Raw genomic sequence first — 18,529 nt, forward strand, 5'->3', positions numbered from 1 at the left:
ATGTTGCGTAGCGCCATCAGGCATTGAGCAGCGCCATCAGCCGTTTTTTGTCGGCGTCGGACACATCCTGCGGATGCTGATACCCCTTATTTTCATTTGCCCGGGTATAGAGCGCGACCAGCCAGTCATACACATAGCGACTGGCGGCATGTACCGGCTGTTCATCCAGTTGGGTGAGCCGGGCCATCGGTTGCAGGCGAGGCGCGCTGAAGATCGCCGATCCTTTCTGGAACCGGCTGGCGGGTCGGGCGTCCTCCGCCACATTTTCGTAGCCAAGCCAGGCGATAAAGTTACCGATCCCGGCATGCAGCTGCGCGCCGCAAACCTCTTCACGCTGCATAATCTGCTGTAACTGCTGAGGCACATTAAGCCGATAGCTGGCGGTAATCAGAATATCCACGACCAGCCTGAGCGTATGCGACTCCAGACCTAAACGACGGGCGTTGCTCTCATTTCGGCTCCACTGGCGCACATGGTTAATCCACATTTTGTGGGCCAGATACCCTGTCTCTTTGTTTTCTGCCGGGCGGGGCGCGTCTGGCTCATCCGCAAACAGATCGATCGCTTCATTAAACAGGCCGCTGACCTGCTCCTCGCGCGGCTGCTGGATACGCAAAAGCGACTCAAAATGGTGTATCGGCGGCAGAAGCCCGTCGAGCAACTCGCCATGCCGGGCGGCCTGCCCCTGAAGCTGGCGAATAACGGATTCCGTCGCCTTATTGCCGCTGTCTTTTGGGGTGATATGGCTCAACAGCAGGTCATGAAGCCGTTGTTGATGCTGCTCACACAGGGAGGCCAGCCGCGCCTGGCGCTGTAACGGCGACGTCGCCTGTGACAGCCATTCCACCAGACGCTGCAAGCTGTGTTTATCCAGCGCCTGAAGCGTGCCCCAGTGAAGGCCGGGTTTCCCCATTAACTGCTGCACGGCTTCATCAAGATTCTGCTGCGTTGTGAAACGCGCATCCTGCGGCGTAATGGCCCAGACCACGCCCGGTAGCGCGGCGTCGCGCAGCGGTTGTGTATCGTTCACCCAGCCCAGCAGCGTGCGGGCGGCAGCGGGCGTTTGCGATCGGGCGGAGGTGGCATTGCAAATGACCAGCACATCGGGCTGCAAATGTTGGCGATAATGTTCCAGCATCCAGCCGAGTTTTGCCCGCCAGAGTGGATGCGGGTGCGCATCCGGCGCCAGCGGAATATCCAGCAGATCGACATTATCCAGCGCCGTGTTTTCAACGCTAAGCACCAGTTCACGCGTCAGCAAAGCCAGTGAATCCAGAGAGAGGCTCACCGCATTGAGTAACTGATGGTGCTCGACAGGATGTACAACGACGTCGCTCTGCGCGTCGTTGCCGGATAACGCGCCCTGGGTCAGAAAACTTTCTGCCGGAAGGCCGAAATGATCGACCAGCAGACTCAACGGCGCCGCTAACTCCTGCGCATGGCCGGTCTGTTGCAGCGTACGCGCCAGCGTTAGCCACTGTTGCGTTAATTCAGGCTGTTCGCCCCAGAGTAATGCCCAGGCGCTGGCGCGGGTCGTCAGATCCACCGAGGGCAGCAGGGAGGCGAACTGATGCCAGAGCGCATCGTCGATTTGCTGTTGCCCGACAGGAACGCAGGCGCGCCAGAAACGGGCAATGGCGGCGACGTCCTCTGCGGTCACGCCCTGAACCGGCTGACGCTGACGCAGCGCCTGCCACTTTTCTAACCGTGTCTCAATAATGGATTTTTCGACCTGCCGGTTATCGGGCGAGGCGCTGGCCCAGGCGATAAACAGTTGTACCAGTTCAGCTTCACTGATGAGCCGCAGACGTAGCGGCCATTCGCTATCAACCGCCGCGCTTTCATCCTGCGTAAAACGGATCGCCATATTGGCTGGCGCATGGCCTGGGTTGATATGGGTAAAATAGTCAAAGCAGCGATCCGGCGTGGCGATGTTCAGTTTTCCCTCGCCGTTACCGCACAGCGCGCCAAGCAGATGCGCTTTTGAGGATTGTGAATGGCCATACAGACCGATGCTGCCTCTTGCCTGTTGCGCGGCATTCAGCGCCGATTCACCGGCAGCGGCGAGTGTGAGCTGCGCCAGCAGGGCGTCCGCTTCATCATCCAGGCGTACTGCGTGCTGACGTGTATGGTTAACCCACGCAATGGCGGCCTGTGTGGTGTTTAACGTCTTGCTCATTTCAGGTACACGCTCCCGCTGTCGATCCAGTAGTGGCTGCCGCTATGACGACGGTCGGCCAGGGTATTCAGTTTTAAGGTCAGGGCATTCGCGGCGACGGGCGTTCCATCCTGTAGCCAGGCGTCACTCAGCACAAACGATTCCGGCCCCGTCTCTTTGTTCCCGCCGCGCAGTTGCAGCCGGACATTGAGAACGCCATCACCGGCGATGGTTTTCGCCAGCTCTGCTGAGTTAATGCTCAGGGTATAGAGTGGGGTCGCGGGCCAGCGGCTGTTCGCCAGTTGGCGGAAACCGAGCGTCACATTGCCGCGAAGCGGGAAGTGCAGACGGGTATCCAGCTTCGCGCCGGGTTTATCGAGGTCGATCTCCTGATACCAGACGTTTTCATCACGCAAGGTATTGACCGTGTTATCCAGAACGCCGAGATAGCGTACGGTGGAATAGGCGCCGATATCGGCGGCTTTAAAGTTAAAGCGCGGTAGCCGTAAATCCAGCGCCAGGCTGCACAGCATCGCCCCCACGGCGGCGGTTGATTTCGGGTTGCCAATCCGCCCCTGTTGGCTGAAGGGATACCATTCATGGACGCGATACTTGTCCATCCAGACGATGCGGTTAACGGGAACCGGCTGTAAATGGCGGATCAGCGCCTGCACGCCGGGCAGGCAGGTTGGTCTGCCCGTCACCAGCAGAATGTCGCAGCGGTAATGAGAAATCGCTTCGCAAACGGCATGCAGCGGCGAGGTCAGGGTAAACTGACCGGCCAGTAATGCCTCCTGTAAGTGACTGAACTGCACCTGCAACGGCACGCTCAGCAGATCGAACGCCGGTGAGCCTGAAGGCAGCGCATGGTCGATCGCCTGCTGGATGTAATTCATCACGTTGCGCGTAGGGCGTTGAGTCAGCAGTTCGCCAAAGGTCGCGTGTAGACCCGCGAGCGAATCGTTAACATCGCTCTGTTCCCAGGCGGCCAGTACGGCGTGCCCCAGCGGCATAAACAGCTGTAGCGCCGTTTGTTGACGCAAAATCGCCTGCGTATCAATGCGGCCTGAATCTCCAAACAGCGTTGCCAGCAGGGCGGCGGCATCCGTCACGCCGGCCTGCTGTAAGCGGGTTTGCAGCGCAGGCAGTATGCATTTCTGGATGACGTCCAGCAGCATGTCATCGCCCGCGACTTTAAACCCTTCACGGAACAGTAAGTGCGGGGTGATCTTGACGTTCGCGCCGACGCCGTCATCAAGCTGGTAGTGGACGACCGCCATATCCGTCGTGCCGCCGCCAATGTCGATAGACGCCACGCGTAGCGCCCGACCTTTGGTTTCGCCCGGTTCCGGTAAACGGTCCGGGCGAGCCAGGGCGTTGAAGAACGTCTCCGTGCGCCCGGCGTAATGGGAAATCGCTTCGTTATACAGCCATACCAGCTGTCCGCAGCTGGCTTCATCCCATTCCATCTGAATGTCCGGCACCGGAACAACGCTCTTTTCCTGCTGTTTACGGGAGGAAAAATCCTCATCCTGCGGATGCCAGCCCATCGCTTTCCATACCAGTGCGATGGCTTCGAACATACGCTGGCGGAAAATTTCGCGTTCCTGTTTCGGCATTGCCGATGGCAGGGTCAGAATCAGCGTGCGCAACTGACGCGGCGACGCCGGAAAACCGAGGCGTAACCGCGTCGCCACGCTGTTCATTTGCCCCAGCGCCTGCGACAGAATTTCGCACAGCATGTGCGTCATCAGCGTGCTGCGGCTGTACTGCGGCGAAAAGACCGGTAACCGGTCATCAGGCGGCAGGCTGAATAACGGTTGTCCGTCGTCATTCATCAGATTCATCAGCGGGAAGGCGGTGGCGAGCGGTTCTCGCTGCGTTTTGCTGTTCATCTGGCTGAAGCGCCAGTCCTGTAAAACCGGGGTTTCGTCCCACAAATAACGACGCGGGCTGGAGATCCCGCTGCTGCCTTCCGTTCCCAGACGCTGCATAGCCAGTTTGCGGGCTTCGTCGCCCACGCGCACAATCGATGGCCAGATAAAGGCGTCGTCGCGGCCGCTTTCAACCGAAAAATGCTGTTTGCCGAAACGCGCTTCGGAGAACTCCAGTCGGCTGGTGAACAGCGGATCGTTAAGACATTGCGGCTCACTTAAGGAGCGTACCTGTAATTCCGCCGTCTGGCGCAAACCGTCATTGGCGTCGCCGTGATCTTCAATCAATACGCCGCAGGTATGGGTATTGCCGACGTCCAGAATCAAATCTACCGGAATCGCAGGCGTGCTGAGCGTGTGGGTGACCAGCTTCACCTCTGGTACGGAAAGCTGTTCCCCCAGTAACGTCATCAGATTCAACCAGTGCGCCTGGTACTCAAAGTTACGCAGCGCCTGCTGAATCTCCTGCTCGGAGCGGTTCTCCTCCTGGGTGACGTGGTGAAGGAAGGATTCACGCAGCCAGCCGTCAATCCACGTCTGGTCAAGAAAATCGGCAATTTCATCATCACGCCAGGCCAGCGCGAACCGCGTGCCATTGAGCAGGTCGTTTTCGTTAGGCGCCAGCGCCGCCGGCGCGTTCTCGCTTAACTGGCTGTCCAGCGCCACGGTAATGCGGTGCGTATGACCCGCGCTGTCGGGTTCAGGCAGCTTACGCACCTGTACGCGCGCCCAGTTGTCGGGGCCTTCCACAAACGTACGGGGAGGGTTAAAGCGCAGGAAAGGGAGCGGCAACCAGACGCCATCCAGCACATCCAGCGAATAGTGCAACATCTGGGTGCTTTCCGGTTTGACCACTTCAGGTTGACCCCCCGTGCGCCCCGGTACCGTATAGCGCCCGTTGGTCAGATCAAAGTCGAGCCGGAGCAGGGGGCCGTTCGCCGTTTTACGCACGAAACGACCAAGATGGGCAGACTCCTGCGGCGTCAGGCCGAAGTCGAGGAATTGTACGCCGCTGTTTGCGATGAGCGTTACGCTCTGTTTGTAATCACACAGATTCACCAACATAAAATCAGGCACCTATCTTTTTGAGCGTCAACGGGACTTCCGCATGGGCGTCATAACGCGCTGAGCAAGCTGCAACGTCATTCGTGCTGGCTTTACAGGTGATTTCCGGCATCGGGTAGCGCGAACCATCAGTGCAACGTGCGTGACCACGACTCTTGATCATCAGCTCTCCGGTCTGATGCAGGCCGGAGAAAATGTCCGCCCGGCAGACGATGTTGTCGCCGTGTACCACCCGGGCGGTGCCTTTGTTGTTCTGGATCTGGTAACGCAGCGAAGGCGCTTTTCCGCTGACCGGATCTTTAACGTCAATCAGTACGCGCCAGTTTCCATTCAAAAAGCGCGTGACTCCCGCTTTCATCTGACCGGCATCCATCACCAGCGCATCTTTGGGGATGGCGGCGATCACCACCGGTTCATCTGCGGGCTTCGCTTTTTTCACTGGCGGAATCACTTCCGCCTGATGCAGCGGCAGTTGGGCAATCATCTTCGGCAACGGTTTACTGTCTACTTTCGCGGCGACAACCGGCGTACTGACCGCCGTGGCTTCGGCGACGGGGGCAGACGGTTTCCACAACAGCGGCGCCGCAACGGCAGCGACAATCACGGCGGCAACCGGCAGGCTCCATAGCGGCAGACGCGAAGAGGGCTTCACGGGAGCGGTCGGAGATGGTGAAGGCGCCTGCGGTTCGCTGACAACAACAGGGGCGACCGGTTCAGGTTCGGGTTCCTGGGGGCGTTCAATCATCACCGGCGTCAGTAATGGCTCATCGGAACGGGCAAACGTCACCTCTGGCAACGGCTCATCTTCCACCTCCTGCTCGGGTTCAGCGGCAGGCGGCAGGACGGGCGGAACATCAATGGCGCGCAGGCAGTCAAGTACGTCCTCACGGGTGTTTTCATTAAGATTCACAAACCCCCAGAAGGTGATGACCGGTTTGCCATCAACCAGAAAAACGTGGTTTTCCCCAGGGAACTGAACCGCTTTTTCCAGCAGGGAACCGAACAGCTGCAACGAAGTTTTCCCGGATTGCAGACTTTTGCGGCTCAGCGCCGCCGCGTTTTCCAGCGTGCTGCTCAGGTAGCGCAGCGCCCGAAATCGAGCTTCTTCCTCTGCGGCCTTCCATGCGATGGCTTTTCCCTCGACCGGGGAATACCAGTCGACGCGATCGCCGCTGTCATTAATTTGCGGGATCGCCAGACAATCCACCATTGCCTGCTGTTTACGCAGACGAAGCGTTTCACGAATTTGCAATGCGGAATCAAATACGGCCTGACCGCCGCCGCCCACGGCCTGATAGTCATCCAGATTGCCGCTACGTAAGAGAGTTTTTGCCACGTTGTTGTCCCTTAGACTTCTTCACGCATCTACTTTACGGATTACAAAGACAAGCAAACGGCGGAAGAGAGGCAAAAAGGGGCTAATTTTCATGGCATAGCGCCGGGGGAAAAATCTTGACGTTTTCAAAAAGACTTAAGGGAAATTATTTCACGCCGCAGGACGCATTCATTAGCGAAAAATACCAGAACGGAATAACCTGAGAGTGATTCGTTATTTGTCAGCTTTTGTAAGCTATGCTCATATGACACTCTTTATAATCAAATGAAAAGGCTTATAACGATGTCTACAGGGAAAACGTTGCTCGCGCTGGCGCTCAGCGCACTTTTACCGGCAGGGGCGGCATTTGCGGCCAATACCGATACCATCATCTACTGTTCTGAAGCCTCACCCGAATCGTTTAACCCGCAAATCGCCAGCTCCGGCCCGTCATTCGTGGCCAGTTCGCAGGTGTTGTACAACCGACTGATCAATTTCGATCCGGTAAAAAATACGCCGGTGCCGTCGCTGGCGACCGACTGGACGATTTCCCCGGACGGGAAAACATACACGTTTACGCTGCGTCAGGGCGTGAAATTCAACAGCAATAAATTCTTTAAACCGACGCGCGATTTTAATGCCGATGACGTTATTTTCTCGGTGCTGCGCCAGAAGGATGCGGATCATCCGTACCATAATGTGTCGCAAGGCAGCTACGAATACTTCAATGATGTCGGCCTCGATAAGTTGATTAAAGAGGTGAAAAAGGTCGACGATTATCACGTCCAGTTTGTGCTGAACGAACCCAATGCGGCATTCCTCGCTGACTGGGGCATGGATTTCGCCTCCATTCTCTCCGCAGAGTATGCCGATGCGATGCTGAAAAAAGGCACACCGGAAAACGTCGATAACTGGCCTGTCGGCACTGGCCCTTACGTACTGCAACACTACAAGCAGGATTCACAGATTCGCTACCTGGCGAACCCGAACTACTGGGATGGCGAAGTGCCGACCAGACATCTTATTTTCTCGATTACGCCTAACGCCCAGACGCGCCTGGCAAAACTGCAAACCAACGAGTGCCAGATTATTCCGGCGCCATCACCCGTACAGTTTGACGAGATTAAAAAGAATAATGCGTTAACGCTGCATTCGGTCGATGCGCTGAACGTCGGCTATCTGGCCTTTAATACCGAGAAAAAACCGTTTGATAACGTACTGGTGCGCCAGGCGTTAAATTACGCCACTGATAAAAAAGCCATTATCAACGCGGTGTTCCTCGGTTCCGGTACGGTGGCGAAATCGCCCATTCCGCCAAATATGATGGGCTTTAATAACAACCTGAAGGATTACGACTACGATCCGCAAAAAGCCAAAGATTTGCTGAAGCAGGCGGGGCTGGAGAAGGGGTTCGAGGCAACGCTCTGGTCGATGCCGGTGCAACGCCCTTATAACCCCAATTCCCGGCGCATTGCGGAAATGATCCAGAGTGACTGGGCAAAAGTCGGCGTGACGGCGAAAATCGTCTCTTACGAATGGGGAGAGTATCTGTCCGGGATGCGTAAAGGCGAGCACGATACCGCGCTGTTCGGCTGGATGTCTGACAATGGCGATCCAGATAACTTTGCCGATGTGCTGCTGGGCTGCAACAGCATAAAAACCGGCTCAAATGCCGCGCGCTGGTGCGATAAAGGGTATGATGATCTCGTCCAGAAAGCGAAACGGGTGAGCAAGCCGGAAGAACGTGCGCAGCTCTACCAGCAGGCGCAGGATATTTTCTATCAGCAAGCGCCGTGGATCGCGCTGGCAAACGGCAAAACGTTCTACGCCACACGCAGCAACGTAACCGGATACAGCGTAAGCCTGATGGGCAGTGATTTTTCAAAAGCTAAATTGAATTGATGGTTTAAGGAGAGTTTATGTCGCACCTGGAAGAGGTCACTGCGCGCGTAGATGCCGCTATCGAAGAGAGCGTCATTACCCATATGAACGAACTGCTGATCGCGCTGAGCGATGACGCCGAACTGAGCCGGGAAGATCGTTACACCCAGCAACAGCGGCTACGGACGGCGATTGCGCATCACGGTCGTCAGTACAAGGAAGATATGGAAGCGCGTCGCGAACAGCTTACCAAAGGCGGTAGCATTCTCTGACGTTGATAAGCACGGCCTGTGAGGGATGTACAGGCCGGATAAGGCATTTACGCCGCGCCGCCGCCATCCGGCGAAGCGGCAGTTAAAACTGGCGTCTGGCGACCAGCCACGCGCCGATCACCAACAACACCGCTCCGCAAACCGGGCCTGCCAGCGCACGTAACGGCACGCCATGACTTCTCAAAATGTCCAATACCAGGCCGCCAATAAGCTGGCTGGCAACCAGAACCGCGATAGTCGTCGCCGCGCCAACGTACTGATACCCGCTAATACTGGCGAAAACAAAAAGCGATCCGAGCAAGCCGGGAATCAACGTCCACCAGCGCACGCTGGAAGCCAGCTCGCTAAACCCCGCCGCGCCTTGTTTAAACCACAAAATGCTGACAAACAGGACAATCCCGACCAGCGAGTTCAGCAGCATGGCGATGAGAATCGTTGACGAGTTCTGTGTAATGCGCACCATAAGCGTGTTTTGCACAACCAGCCCAATACCGGCGGCAATCAGAAAGGCGAGGGTCAGCGTCTGGTTCATCCGCGCGCATCCGGGTCGCAGCGATCGTCAAGCTGAAGCTGCATAAACGTCAGATCCAGCCAGCGGCCGAATTTGGTGCCAACCTGCGGCATTTGGGCGGTAATGCTGAACCCCAGCGTTTCGTGCAGATGCAGCGATGCTTGATTTTGCGACTCGATTCCGGCGACCATCACATGCTTGCCACATGCGCGCGCTTCCTCGATCAGACGGCTGAGAAGCGCCCGTCCGAGGCCTTTCCCCTGATGATCCGGGTGGACATATACGGAATGTTCAACCGTATGGCGGAAACCGTCAAAGTTACGCCAGTCACCAAAGGAGGCGTACCCGGTGACGACGCCATTCTCTTCACTGACCAGAACCGGATAGCCTGATAGCTGACGCGCATCAAACCATGCGATGCGGTTATCCACATCGACCGTTTGATCGTTCCAGATTGCCGCCGTGTGCAATACTGCGTGATTGTAGATTTCGGCGATGGTGGCGCAGTCTTCTTTGCCAGCAAATCGAATAGACATGTTGAACCTCAGTTGTTGTTCACTATAGTATTACGATATGAATACTATCGAAGACAGCATAAATCAACGGATCAGTGCAAGAATTCGCATTGAGCGTGAATCGCGGGGCTGGTCGCTGACGGAGCTTGCCGAGCGGGCAGGCGTATCGCGCGCCATGATCCACAAAATCGAACGCGGAGAGAGCAGCCCGACGGCCACGCTGCTGGGGCGGCTTTCCGGGGCGTTTGGCATCAGCATGTCGACGCTGATCGCGCGGGCAGAAATGCAGGAGGGCAAGCTGCTGCGTTTTGCCGATCAACCCGTCTGGCACGACCCGCAGACGCACTACCTGCGCCGCCACGTTTCACCGCGCAGCGACCTGCCCATCGATCTCGTACAAATCTCGCTTCCGGCGGGGAGTGACGTACCGATGCCTGCGGCATCCTACGCGCTGGCAAGACAGCTTATCTGGCTACAGCAGGGAGAGCTGGTCTTTGTCGAAGGCGGGGTTCGCCATGAGATGAAAGCGGGCGACTGCCTGGAGCTGGGGCCGCCAAACGACTGCCGTTTTATCAATGAGACGCAGGAAACATGCGTTTACCTGGTTGTGCGCTTAAACCACGCGGGTAATTAATGTTCGGCTACTATTGAGGGATTCATGCCACAAGCAGAGGAGAACATCATGGGCCAACAAGCATACCGTAATCGTCGTTGGGTTCTGGCTTCGCGCCCGCATGGCGCGCCGGTTGAGAGCAACTTCCGCATGGAAGAGGACGACGTGGCGACGCCCGGTGAAGGGCAAGTGCTGTTACGTACAATTTTCCTGTCCCTCGATCCCTACATGCGCGGAAGAATGAGCGACGAACCGTCCTACTCACCGCCAGTGGAGATCGACGGCGTGATGGTTGGCGGAACGGTCAGCCGGGTCGTGGAGTCCAGTCACCCTGATTACCATCCGGGAGAATGGGTATTAAGTTACAGCGGCTGGCAGGATTATGATATTTCCGACGGGAAAGGGCTGGTGAAACTCGGTGACAACCCTGAGCATCCGTCATGGGCGCTGGGCGTGCTGGGGATGCCGGGCTTTACCGCCTATATGGGACTGCTGGATATCGGCCAGCCCAAAGCAGGGGAAACGCTGGTCGTTGCTGCCGCCACCGGGCCGGTCGGCGCAACCGTCGGGCAAATAGGCAAACTGAAGGGCTGTCATGTGGTGGGTGTCGCAGGCGGCGCAGAAAAATGCCGCTACGCGACCGAGATTCTCGGTTTTGACATATGCCTCGATCACCACGCGGCGGATTTTGCGGAACAACTGGCGAAAGCCTGCCCGCAGGGAATTGATGTGTATTATGAAAATGTCGGCGGTAAGGTGTTTGATGCGGTTCTGCCGCTGTTGAATACTTCGGCACGTATCCCGTTGTGTGGTCTGGTGAGCGGGTATAACGCCACAAAACTCCCCGATGGACCTGACCGGCTGCCACTATTAATGGCGACGCTGTTAAAAAAACGCATCCGCCTGCAAGGGTTTATTATTGGTCAGGACTACGGGCACCGGATTCATGAGTTTCAGCAGGAGATGGGGCGCTGGGTCAAAGAAGGGAAGATCCACTACCGCGAACAGATCACCGACGGACTGGAAAAAGCGCCGGGGGCGTTTATCGGTCTGCTGACCGGGAAGAACTTCGGCAAGGTCGTGATTCGCCTGGCGGATGATGCCTGAGAATTGACGCTGCATGACATTAAAAAATAGCGGGGCGATTCCCCGCTATTTTTTTTAGCTTTTTTAGCTCTGGTGCTTACTCAAAACGCCATGCCAGATTGACGCCAACGCCGTAGTTTCTCCCCGGCGCCGGTTCGTAATAGCGTCCGTTTGATTCGTTGACGATCACCGAACCGACATACTCTTTATCAAACAGGTTATCGACCCGGCCAAACACATCGACCGTTAAGTTGCTGTAGTTAAACTTATACCCGGTGTTCAGACCAACCACGGTATACGAGGGCGCTTTTGCCGTGTTGTGATCGTCTGCCATAATGTCCCCCATATAGCGGGCATCGGTGCCGGCATACCAGCCTTCATCCGGTACATATCCCAGCGAGGCGAACCCCATATTACGCGCAATGCCCGGCATGCGGTTACCGTTGCAATCGCCACTTTTGCAGACGTTGCTGCGGTAGGTCGCATCCAGCCAGGTCCAGGAGGCGTTTACCCGCCAGTTACCGGCGAAACGCTGATCCCACGATAATTCCGCACCCTGGCGGCGGGTTTTACCGGCGTTTTTATATGTGGTGCGCCCGCCGCCGCTGGTGGCGACGACAATTTCATCATCCGTATCCGTCTGGAAGAGCGCCGCCGTCAGTAAACCATCGCCAATACGCGTTTTACTGCCAATTTCCACCGTGTCATTGGTGGCGGGTTTCAGGCCGAAGTTCAGGCCGCTTTGTCCGTCCGGGCGATAGGAGAGTTCATTGATGGTCGGCGTTTCAAAACCGCGCCCTGCGGCCAGATAAACGTTCCACGCATCGGTGAACGCATACTTGAGCGCCCCGGCAGGGAGCCATTGATGGTAGCTGGCCTCGCCGCTGTCATCTCTGTTTCCAGGCGTAACGTAATGATCGTTAGAGTCAAACCAGACTGAGCTGTACCGCACGCCGGCATCAAGCGAAAGTTTTTCGGTCAGTTGCCACTGCGTTTGCAGGTAGGGATCGGCGTTCCACATCAGGTTGCGCTCATTACGACGCAAATCGCCTTTCACGCCAAACTGCGGCACGCCGTTATTCAGGCGGTAGTTCTCGTAACCCTTGCGATTTTCGCTCATATTTTCATAGTTCAGGCCGGTGGTGAACGTCACAGGTACGCCCAGCTCGCCCCGGTGCGTCCAGCGGGTGTCGATACCCTGATAATGCCGCTGAAGCACGATTACGCCGCCTGCATGCGCGGGGTTATCCCGCTGCGGCGCCATCGGTATGGACTGGTATTGTGTGGTTTCACGTTCACCGGCATACATCATTACGCTCAGATCGTCGTGTTCGCTGAGCTGACGCTCATAGCGCAGGCCTGCCTGAGTCTGCTTGATGGTTTTTCGCGTGTTGAACTGTTCGGCACGCGGCGACTGCTGCGGGTTGGCTTTCCATTCGGATTCGGTCAGGCCGCCGGGGTCATTCGCGTGAATGTCTACGCTATTGAAAATCAGGCTTAACTTACTGGCATCGTCCAGACGCACCCCCAGTTTTGCGTTAGCCAGATTCTTTTGCGCGCTGCTGCGATCGCGAAAACCGTGGGTGGTGAATCGGGTCGTGGAGACGGTGTAATCCACGTCACCCGCCTGCGTTCCGTCACCCATCGCCCCCGTGGCTTTCATGCCATAGCGCCAGCTACCGAAACTGCCGTAATAGCTGCTGGCTTCAATCGTCGGCGGCTGGCGTCCGGTTTCCGTCGTCACGTTCATCACGCCGCCGGAAGAGTTGCCGTACAGCGCGGAGAAGGGGCCGCGCAGCACTTCCACATTCTGGACGCTGCTCAGATCGATATTGGACGTCTGCCCTTGTCCGTCCGGCATGGTGGCCGGGATGCCGTCAACATACAGACGAATACCGCGAATGCCGTACGCAGAACGGGAGCCAAATCCGCGAATTGACAACTGTAAATCCTGTGCATAGTTCTGACGGTTTTGCACCTGCAAACCGGGCACGCCGTTTAAGGATTCAGACAGATTAATACGCGGCGTCGCCAGTCGCATATCTTCCCCTTCAACCACGGTGACGGCGGCGGGTGTGTCCAGTTCAGACACCGTTTGCGGCGTCGCGCTAACAATCATCGTTTGTTCATCTTCAGCCGTGGCCGCCTGGCTCACCGGCGAGAAAACGAAAGGGAATAAAAGGGCGGGAAATGCGGCCTGACGAGCGGTAATGATCTTCATGAAAAAAAACCAATCACGAGTAAACGTGCCAAATGAAATTTGATGAATACTTTAATTACTTTGTAAATATATGAAAAATTTAATAGCACGATGCGTTAATGGAACATGAAAAAATTAAAGAAATTGTAGACTGCCTGCAAAGAAACGCTCCACTTTGCACTAAATAATGATTACTATTCGCATCTACGTACAGCGAGTGGGACACGGATTCACTCGCCGAAGCCATGTGAAGCAGCTACAAACGTGTTTATCAAAGGGAGTCGTCATGCATTTACGTCATCTGTTTTCGCCGCGCCTGCGTGGTTCTTTACTGTTAGGTTCACTGCTGGTCGCGTCTTCATTTAGCACGCAGGCGGCAGAAGAAATGCTGCGTAAAGCCGTCGGCAAGGGCGCTTATGAAATGGCCTATAGCCAGCAGGAAAATGCGCTGTGGCTGGCTACTTCGCAAAGCCGCAAAACGGACAAAGGTGGGGTGGTTTATCGCCTCGACCCGGTTACCCTTGAGGTGACGCAGGCCATCCATAACGATCTCAAACCGTTTGGCGCGACCATCAACAACGCGACGCAAACGCTGTGGTTTGGTAACACCGTAAATAGCGCGCTGACGGCAATCGATGCCAAAACAGGTGATGTAAAAGGGCGTCTGGTGCTGGATGAGCGCAAGCGTTCCGAAGATGTCCGTCCGCTGCAACCACGCGAACTGGTCAGCGATGATGCGACCAACACCGTATATATCAGCGGTATCGGTAAAGAGAGCGTGATTTGGGTGGTTGACGGTGAAAAAATCGCCCTGAAAACGACCATCCAGAATACCGGTAAAATGAGCACGGGTCTGGCCATTGACAGTCAAGCGAAGCGTCTTTACACCACTAACGCAGACGGCGAGTTCATCACCATCGATACTGCGGACAACAAGATCCTGAGCCGCAAGACATTGCTGGATGACGGGAAAGAGCACTTCTTTATCAACCTGAGCCTCGACACCGCAGGCCATCGCGCTTTTATCACCGACTCCAAAGCGGCTGAAGTTCTGGTGGTGGATACCCGTAATGGCAATGTGCTGGCAAAAGTAGCCGCGCCGGAATCACTGGCCGTGCTGTTCAACCCGACCCGCAACGAAGCCTATGTGACGCACCGCCAGGCCGGTAAAGTGAGCGTGATTGACGCGAAAAGCTATAAGGTCGTGAAAACTTACGACACGCCGACATTCCCGAATAGCCTGGCGCTGTCTGCGGACGGGCAAACGCTGTTCGTGAGCGTGAAGCAGAAGTCAACCCGTGAGCAGGAAGCCACTCAGCCAGATGATGTTATCCGCATCGCGCTGTAACGGTGAAATAACGCTGTAAGCATTAAGTAAAAAGGAGGGGCAAGCCCCTCCTTTTTACTGCGTAACAACATCCCGATAAACGTCACGCCACCGGGCTGCCAGTGTTAACTCGCCGTCTCTTCTCGTAATACCATGTCCTGTTTACTCTCTTCCTGCGGCACAACCGGCGCGGTACGGTGAATTTCCGCCACGCGGTTGCGCACGCCAAACCAGCCAGCGACCAGCAGAATGGCAATCAGCGGAAGTGAAGCGATGGTATAGGTGCCGTTAGGGTAATCAAACGCCATCAGCACCAGAACGCTCAGCAGGAACAGCAGGGTGAGCCAGGAGGTAAACGGCGCGCCCGGTAACTTAAAGCTGACGTCTGCCGCTTTGCCTTCTTTAATCGCCTTACGCAAACGCATCTGGCACACCACGATGAAGCCCCAGGAGGCGATAATACCCAGCGATGCGAAGTTAAGGACAATTTCGAAAACCTGAGAAGGCACCAGATAGTTGAGCAACACCCCGATGACATACACGCCCAGCGTCGCCAGAATGCCGGCGTACGGCACCTGTTGACGGCTCATTTTCGCCATAAATTTCGGCGCGGAACCGCCCATCGACATCGAACGTAAAATACGGCCGGTGCAGTACAGGCCTGAATTCAGACTGGAGAGGGCCGCCGTCAGCACCACAATGTTCATAATGCTGCCGATGTAAGGCACGCCCAGTTTTGAGAAGAAGGTCACGAAGGGGCTCTGACCGGCCTGATACGCGTTCCACGGCAGCAGCAACACCAACAGGACAACGGAACCGACATAGAACAGACCAATACGCCAGATCACGCTGTTGATCGCTTTTGGCACCATCGTTTGCGGATCTTTGCACTCTCCGGCCGCCGTACCAACAAGCTCAATCGACGCGAAGGCGAAGACAACGCCCTGAACCAGCACCAGAGCAGGCAACAGGCCATGCGGGAAGAACCCGCCGTTATCGGTGATCAGATGGAAGCCTGTTGTGTTGCCATCCAGCGGTTTACCGCTTCCTAAAAAGATTGTGCCGACAACCAGAAACAGGACAATCGCCAGCACTTTTACCAGCGCGAACCAGAACTCCATCTCGGCGAACCACTTCACGCCAATCATGTTCATTGTGCCCACAATCGCCAGCGCGCCCAGGGCAAACACCCATTGCGGAACGTCACCGAATGCGCCCCAGTAGTGCATATACAGCGCCACTGCGGTGATATCGACGATCCCGGTCATCGCCCAGTTGATGAAGTACATCCAGCCTGCGACGTATGCCGCTTTCTCGCCTAAAAATTCACGGGCGTAGGAGACGAAGCTGCCGCTGGAAGGGCGATGCAAAACCAGCTCGCCGAGCGCGCGAAGAATAAAGAATGAGAAAATACCGCATACCAGATAAACCAGCGCCAGGGCAGGGCCAGCCATTTGTAGTCGTGCGCCAGCCCCTAAAAACAATCCGGTGCCAATTGCGCCGCCAATGGCAATCATTTGTACCTGTCGGTTGCCCATCGCCTTGTGATAACCCTCTTCATGGGCGTTCAACCAGCGTCGTTTCGCGGCATGTTGTTCAAGCGCGTTTGTATTGTGTGTTTTCATTGTGTTACCTGTTGACCTGTCGGACAGAAGAGATACTTTTTGTGCCGCACCTTTTGCTAACCAAACGATTGCCTGGCTAACGCTGAAACGGTTTTTCCCATCATTCTGTGGTAGGGATAAAACCATCGGCGGAGCATCCTACCTGCAATTGTTAAACGACGCAAAACATACCCGGAAGCACAGCGTTAAGACGTCGTGCTTTTACGTGTGGTCAGCTCAGCCGCGCTGTGGTCACGATTCAGCCAGTAGCACGGTGAATCAACTACACTTAGCGTTTTACACGTTGTGGAGGCCGCATGATCAAAGTTTATGGCGTACCCGGCTGGGGCTCGGCAATTAGCGAAGTCATGCTGACTCTGGCGGAGATTCCGTATCAATTTATCGATGTGAAGGGGTTTGATGCCGAGGGGCCGCAGCGGGATCTGCTCCAGAAGCTCAACCCGCTGTGCCAGGTTCCAACGCTGGCACTGGAAAACGGAGAAATCATGACGGAGAGCGCCGCCATTGCGCTGATGATCCTCGATCGCCGTCCCGATCTCGCGCCGCCGGTCGGACACGCCGAGCGTCAGCAGTTCCAGCGTTTGTTAATCTGGCTGGTAGCGAACGTTTATCCCACATTCACGTATGCTGATTACCCTGAACGCTGGGTGCAAAATACCCCGGAGCAGTTGAAGAAAAGCTGCCTTGAATACCGTAAGGCGCTGTATATGTGGCTCAACGATCGGCTGATAGCGGAACCCTACGCCTTTGGCGGACAGCTAACGCTGCTGGACTGTTATCTGTGCGTGATGCGCACCTGGGGGCCGGGCCATGACTGGTTTCAGGACAACGCCCCGAACATTAGCGCGATTGCCGATGCGGTCTGCCAGCATCCACCGCTCCAGACGGTGCTGAAAAATAACGACATCATTTAATTTAGCACGGGCGGTGCCGATGATGGCCTTCAGCGCGCCCAACGATTCCGTCCGGCCTCTTTGGCCCGGTACAGCGCAGCATCGGCATCCGCAATCGTCTGTTCAGCGGTTTTTCCTTTCTCTGAGCAGGCGATACCCTGACTTACCGTGACGCTGTCACTTACCGTTGACGCCGGGTGAGGGATCGCCGCCGCTTCCAGCGCTTTTTGTATTCTCGCCGCCACGCGCTCTGCATCTTGCAACGTCGCGTCAAACAAAATAACAGCGAACTCTTCGCCGCCATAGCGGGCGGCCACATCTTCCGGGCTACGCACCGACTGAGCGAGTATATCCGCGACCTGACTCAAGCAGGCATCACCGGCCGGGTGCCCGTAGGCGTCGTTATAGCGTTTAAAAAAATCGACATCGAGCATGATCAGCGCAAACGCATTTTGCTGCGCCATTGCGTTATGCAGCAGTTTTTCCATTGCGCGCCGGTTTGCCGTACCGGTGAGCGGGTCGCGATGCGCAAGGTTATCCAGGCGCGAAATAAGCAGGTTGTTGTGTTGATTTTGTCGCCAGGCTTCATCAAACCAGCGAATCAGCATAAAACGGCCGCCCAGCAAAATAAGCGAGAAAATGCCCCAGATCACCGCGAAATGAATATTCACTTTCTGATTCAAAACAACGCTGGCGACGGGGACGGTCAGCCATAGCGGGAGCAGAAAAGCGAGTACGCTCGGCGTATGAAAATAGAGTGCGATCACGGCGCTGAGTAATAACACCGCACAGAGAGGATAGGCGAACGTTAATTGCCAGTGGCTGATGAAATAATAACTGCACCAGGACCAGAACAGGCTAAGGGTGATTAATAATCCCTGCGTCAGCCAGGATTGCCGCCGGGAGGTAATCAACAGCAGGGCACAGACCAGCATAATGCCGATAACGGCGTCATCAATAGTGCGGACAATACGCATCTCTGCCAGATAGCGCGCGTGGGTATCGTGGAATAACGCGTCACGAAAAAAGATCATCAGCGCAAAACTGATATTCACAAAAGCAAACCACGGCAGGCTGAGAGCCATTCCTCGTCTCACCATATCCTCGCGAGTGGTCCAGATGGTATGTTTCGCT

At 56.0% G+C, this 18,529-nt stretch carries 14 protein-coding genes; 6 read left to right on the forward strand and 8 right to left on the reverse strand.

The features are described from left to right. Positions 1-16 precede the first annotated feature (16 nt). The 3 genes from CKO_RS06335 to CKO_RS06345 are packed head-to-tail and all read right to left on the reverse strand — an operon-like array spanning position 17 to position 6,493. A complete protein-coding gene (locus CKO_RS06335; RefSeq protein ID WP_012132357.1) occupies positions 17-2,179 on the reverse strand; it encodes a virulence factor SrfC family protein in 2,163 nt (720 codons plus the stop codon). Then, positions 2,176-5,157, reverse strand: coding sequence for a virulence factor SrfB (locus CKO_RS06340; protein WP_012132358.1), 2,982 nt, complete (start codon positions 5,155-5,157; stop codon positions 2,176-2,178). The genes CKO_RS06335 and CKO_RS06340 overlap by 4 nt, the downstream gene beginning before the upstream one ends. Positions 5,158-5,161: 4 nt before the next feature. Beyond that, the gene (locus tag CKO_RS06345) at positions 5,162-6,493 is read right to left on the reverse strand and encodes an SrfA family protein (protein WP_012132359.1); all 1,332 of its coding nucleotides are present in this window, start codon (positions 6,491-6,493) and stop codon (positions 5,162-5,164) included. A 282-nt stretch (positions 6,494-6,775) separates the two neighbouring features. Here CKO_RS06345 and CKO_RS06350 point away from each other — a divergent pair, with 282 nt between their 5' ends. Together CKO_RS06350 and CKO_RS06355 are read left to right on the forward strand one after the other, a co-directional pair. Next, positions 6,776-8,374 (forward strand): ABC transporter substrate-binding protein, encoded by a 1,599-nt coding sequence (locus tag CKO_RS06350; protein ID WP_024130321.1) that lies wholly within the window; start codon positions 6,776-6,778, stop codon positions 8,372-8,374. Positions 8,375-8,391: 17 nt separating this feature from the next. Continuing rightward, a complete protein-coding gene (locus tag CKO_RS06355; RefSeq protein ID WP_012132361.1) occupies positions 8,392-8,625 on the forward strand; it encodes a YdcY family protein in 234 nt (77 codons plus the stop codon). A gap of 82 nt (positions 8,626-8,707) precedes the next feature. Here the strand turns inward: CKO_RS06355 and CKO_RS06360 are convergent, their stop codons facing one another. Continuing rightward, positions 8,708-9,157 carry a DMT family transporter gene (locus CKO_RS06360; protein ID WP_012132363.1) on the reverse strand — a complete coding sequence of 150 codons (450 nt, stop codon included), beginning with the start codon at positions 9,155-9,157 and terminating at the stop codon, positions 8,708-8,710. Further along, positions 9,154-9,672 carry a GNAT family N-acetyltransferase gene (locus CKO_RS06365; protein WP_012132364.1) on the reverse strand — a complete coding sequence of 173 codons (519 nt, stop codon included), beginning with the start codon at positions 9,670-9,672 and terminating at the stop codon, positions 9,154-9,156. The genes CKO_RS06360 and CKO_RS06365 overlap by 4 nt, the downstream gene beginning before the upstream one ends. A 37-nt stretch (positions 9,673-9,709) precedes the next feature. Between CKO_RS06365 and CKO_RS06370 the strand changes: the two genes are divergently transcribed. Continuing rightward, on the forward strand, positions 9,710-10,285 hold the full coding sequence (locus CKO_RS06370; protein ID WP_012132365.1) for a helix-turn-helix domain-containing protein: 576 nt from the start codon (positions 9,710-9,712) through the stop codon (positions 10,283-10,285). 48 nt (positions 10,286-10,333) lie between these two features. Continuing rightward, on the forward strand, positions 10,334-11,371 hold the full coding sequence (locus CKO_RS06375; protein ID WP_024130322.1) for an NADP-dependent oxidoreductase: 1,038 nt from the start codon (positions 10,334-10,336) through the stop codon (positions 11,369-11,371). Positions 11,372-11,447: 76 nt separating this feature from the next. On the opposite strand, the gene pqqU is transcribed toward CKO_RS06375, so the two are convergent. Continuing rightward, a complete protein-coding gene (gene pqqU / locus CKO_RS06380; protein ID WP_012132367.1) occupies positions 11,448-13,571 on the reverse strand; it encodes a TonB-dependent receptor PqqU in 2,124 nt (707 codons plus the stop codon). Between the two features lie 265 nt (positions 13,572-13,836). Here pqqU and yncE point away from each other — a divergent pair, with 265 nt between their 5' ends. Further along, a complete protein-coding gene (gene yncE / locus CKO_RS06385; protein ID WP_024130323.1) occupies positions 13,837-14,898 on the forward strand; it encodes a 7-bladed beta-propeller protein YncE in 1,062 nt (353 codons plus the stop codon). A 104-nt stretch (positions 14,899-15,002) separates the two neighbouring features. On the opposite strand, the gene ansP is transcribed toward yncE, so the two are convergent. Continuing rightward, on the reverse strand, positions 15,003-16,502 hold the full coding sequence (gene ansP / locus CKO_RS06390) for an L-asparagine permease (RefSeq protein ID WP_024130324.1): 1,500 nt from the start codon (positions 16,500-16,502) through the stop codon (positions 15,003-15,005). Positions 16,503-16,798: 296 nt separating this feature from the next. Between ansP and CKO_RS06395 the strand changes: the two genes are divergently transcribed. Beyond that, on the forward strand, positions 16,799-17,416 hold the full coding sequence (locus CKO_RS06395; protein ID WP_012132370.1) for a glutathione S-transferase family protein: 618 nt from the start codon (positions 16,799-16,801) through the stop codon (positions 17,414-17,416). 29 nt (positions 17,417-17,445) lie between these two features. Here CKO_RS06395 and CKO_RS06400 read toward each other — a convergent pair whose 3' ends face one another. Next, positions 17,446-18,495 carry a GGDEF domain-containing protein gene (locus tag CKO_RS06400; protein WP_071818896.1) on the reverse strand — a complete coding sequence of 350 codons (1,050 nt, stop codon included), beginning with the start codon at positions 18,493-18,495 and terminating at the stop codon, positions 17,446-17,448. Positions 18,496-18,529 lie beyond the last annotated feature (34 nt).

The sequence above is a fragment of the Citrobacter koseri ATCC BAA-895 genome (genome assembly GCF_000018045.1).
GTDB classification, from domain to species: domain Bacteria; phylum Pseudomonadota; class Gammaproteobacteria; order Enterobacterales; family Enterobacteriaceae; genus Citrobacter_B; species Citrobacter_B koseri.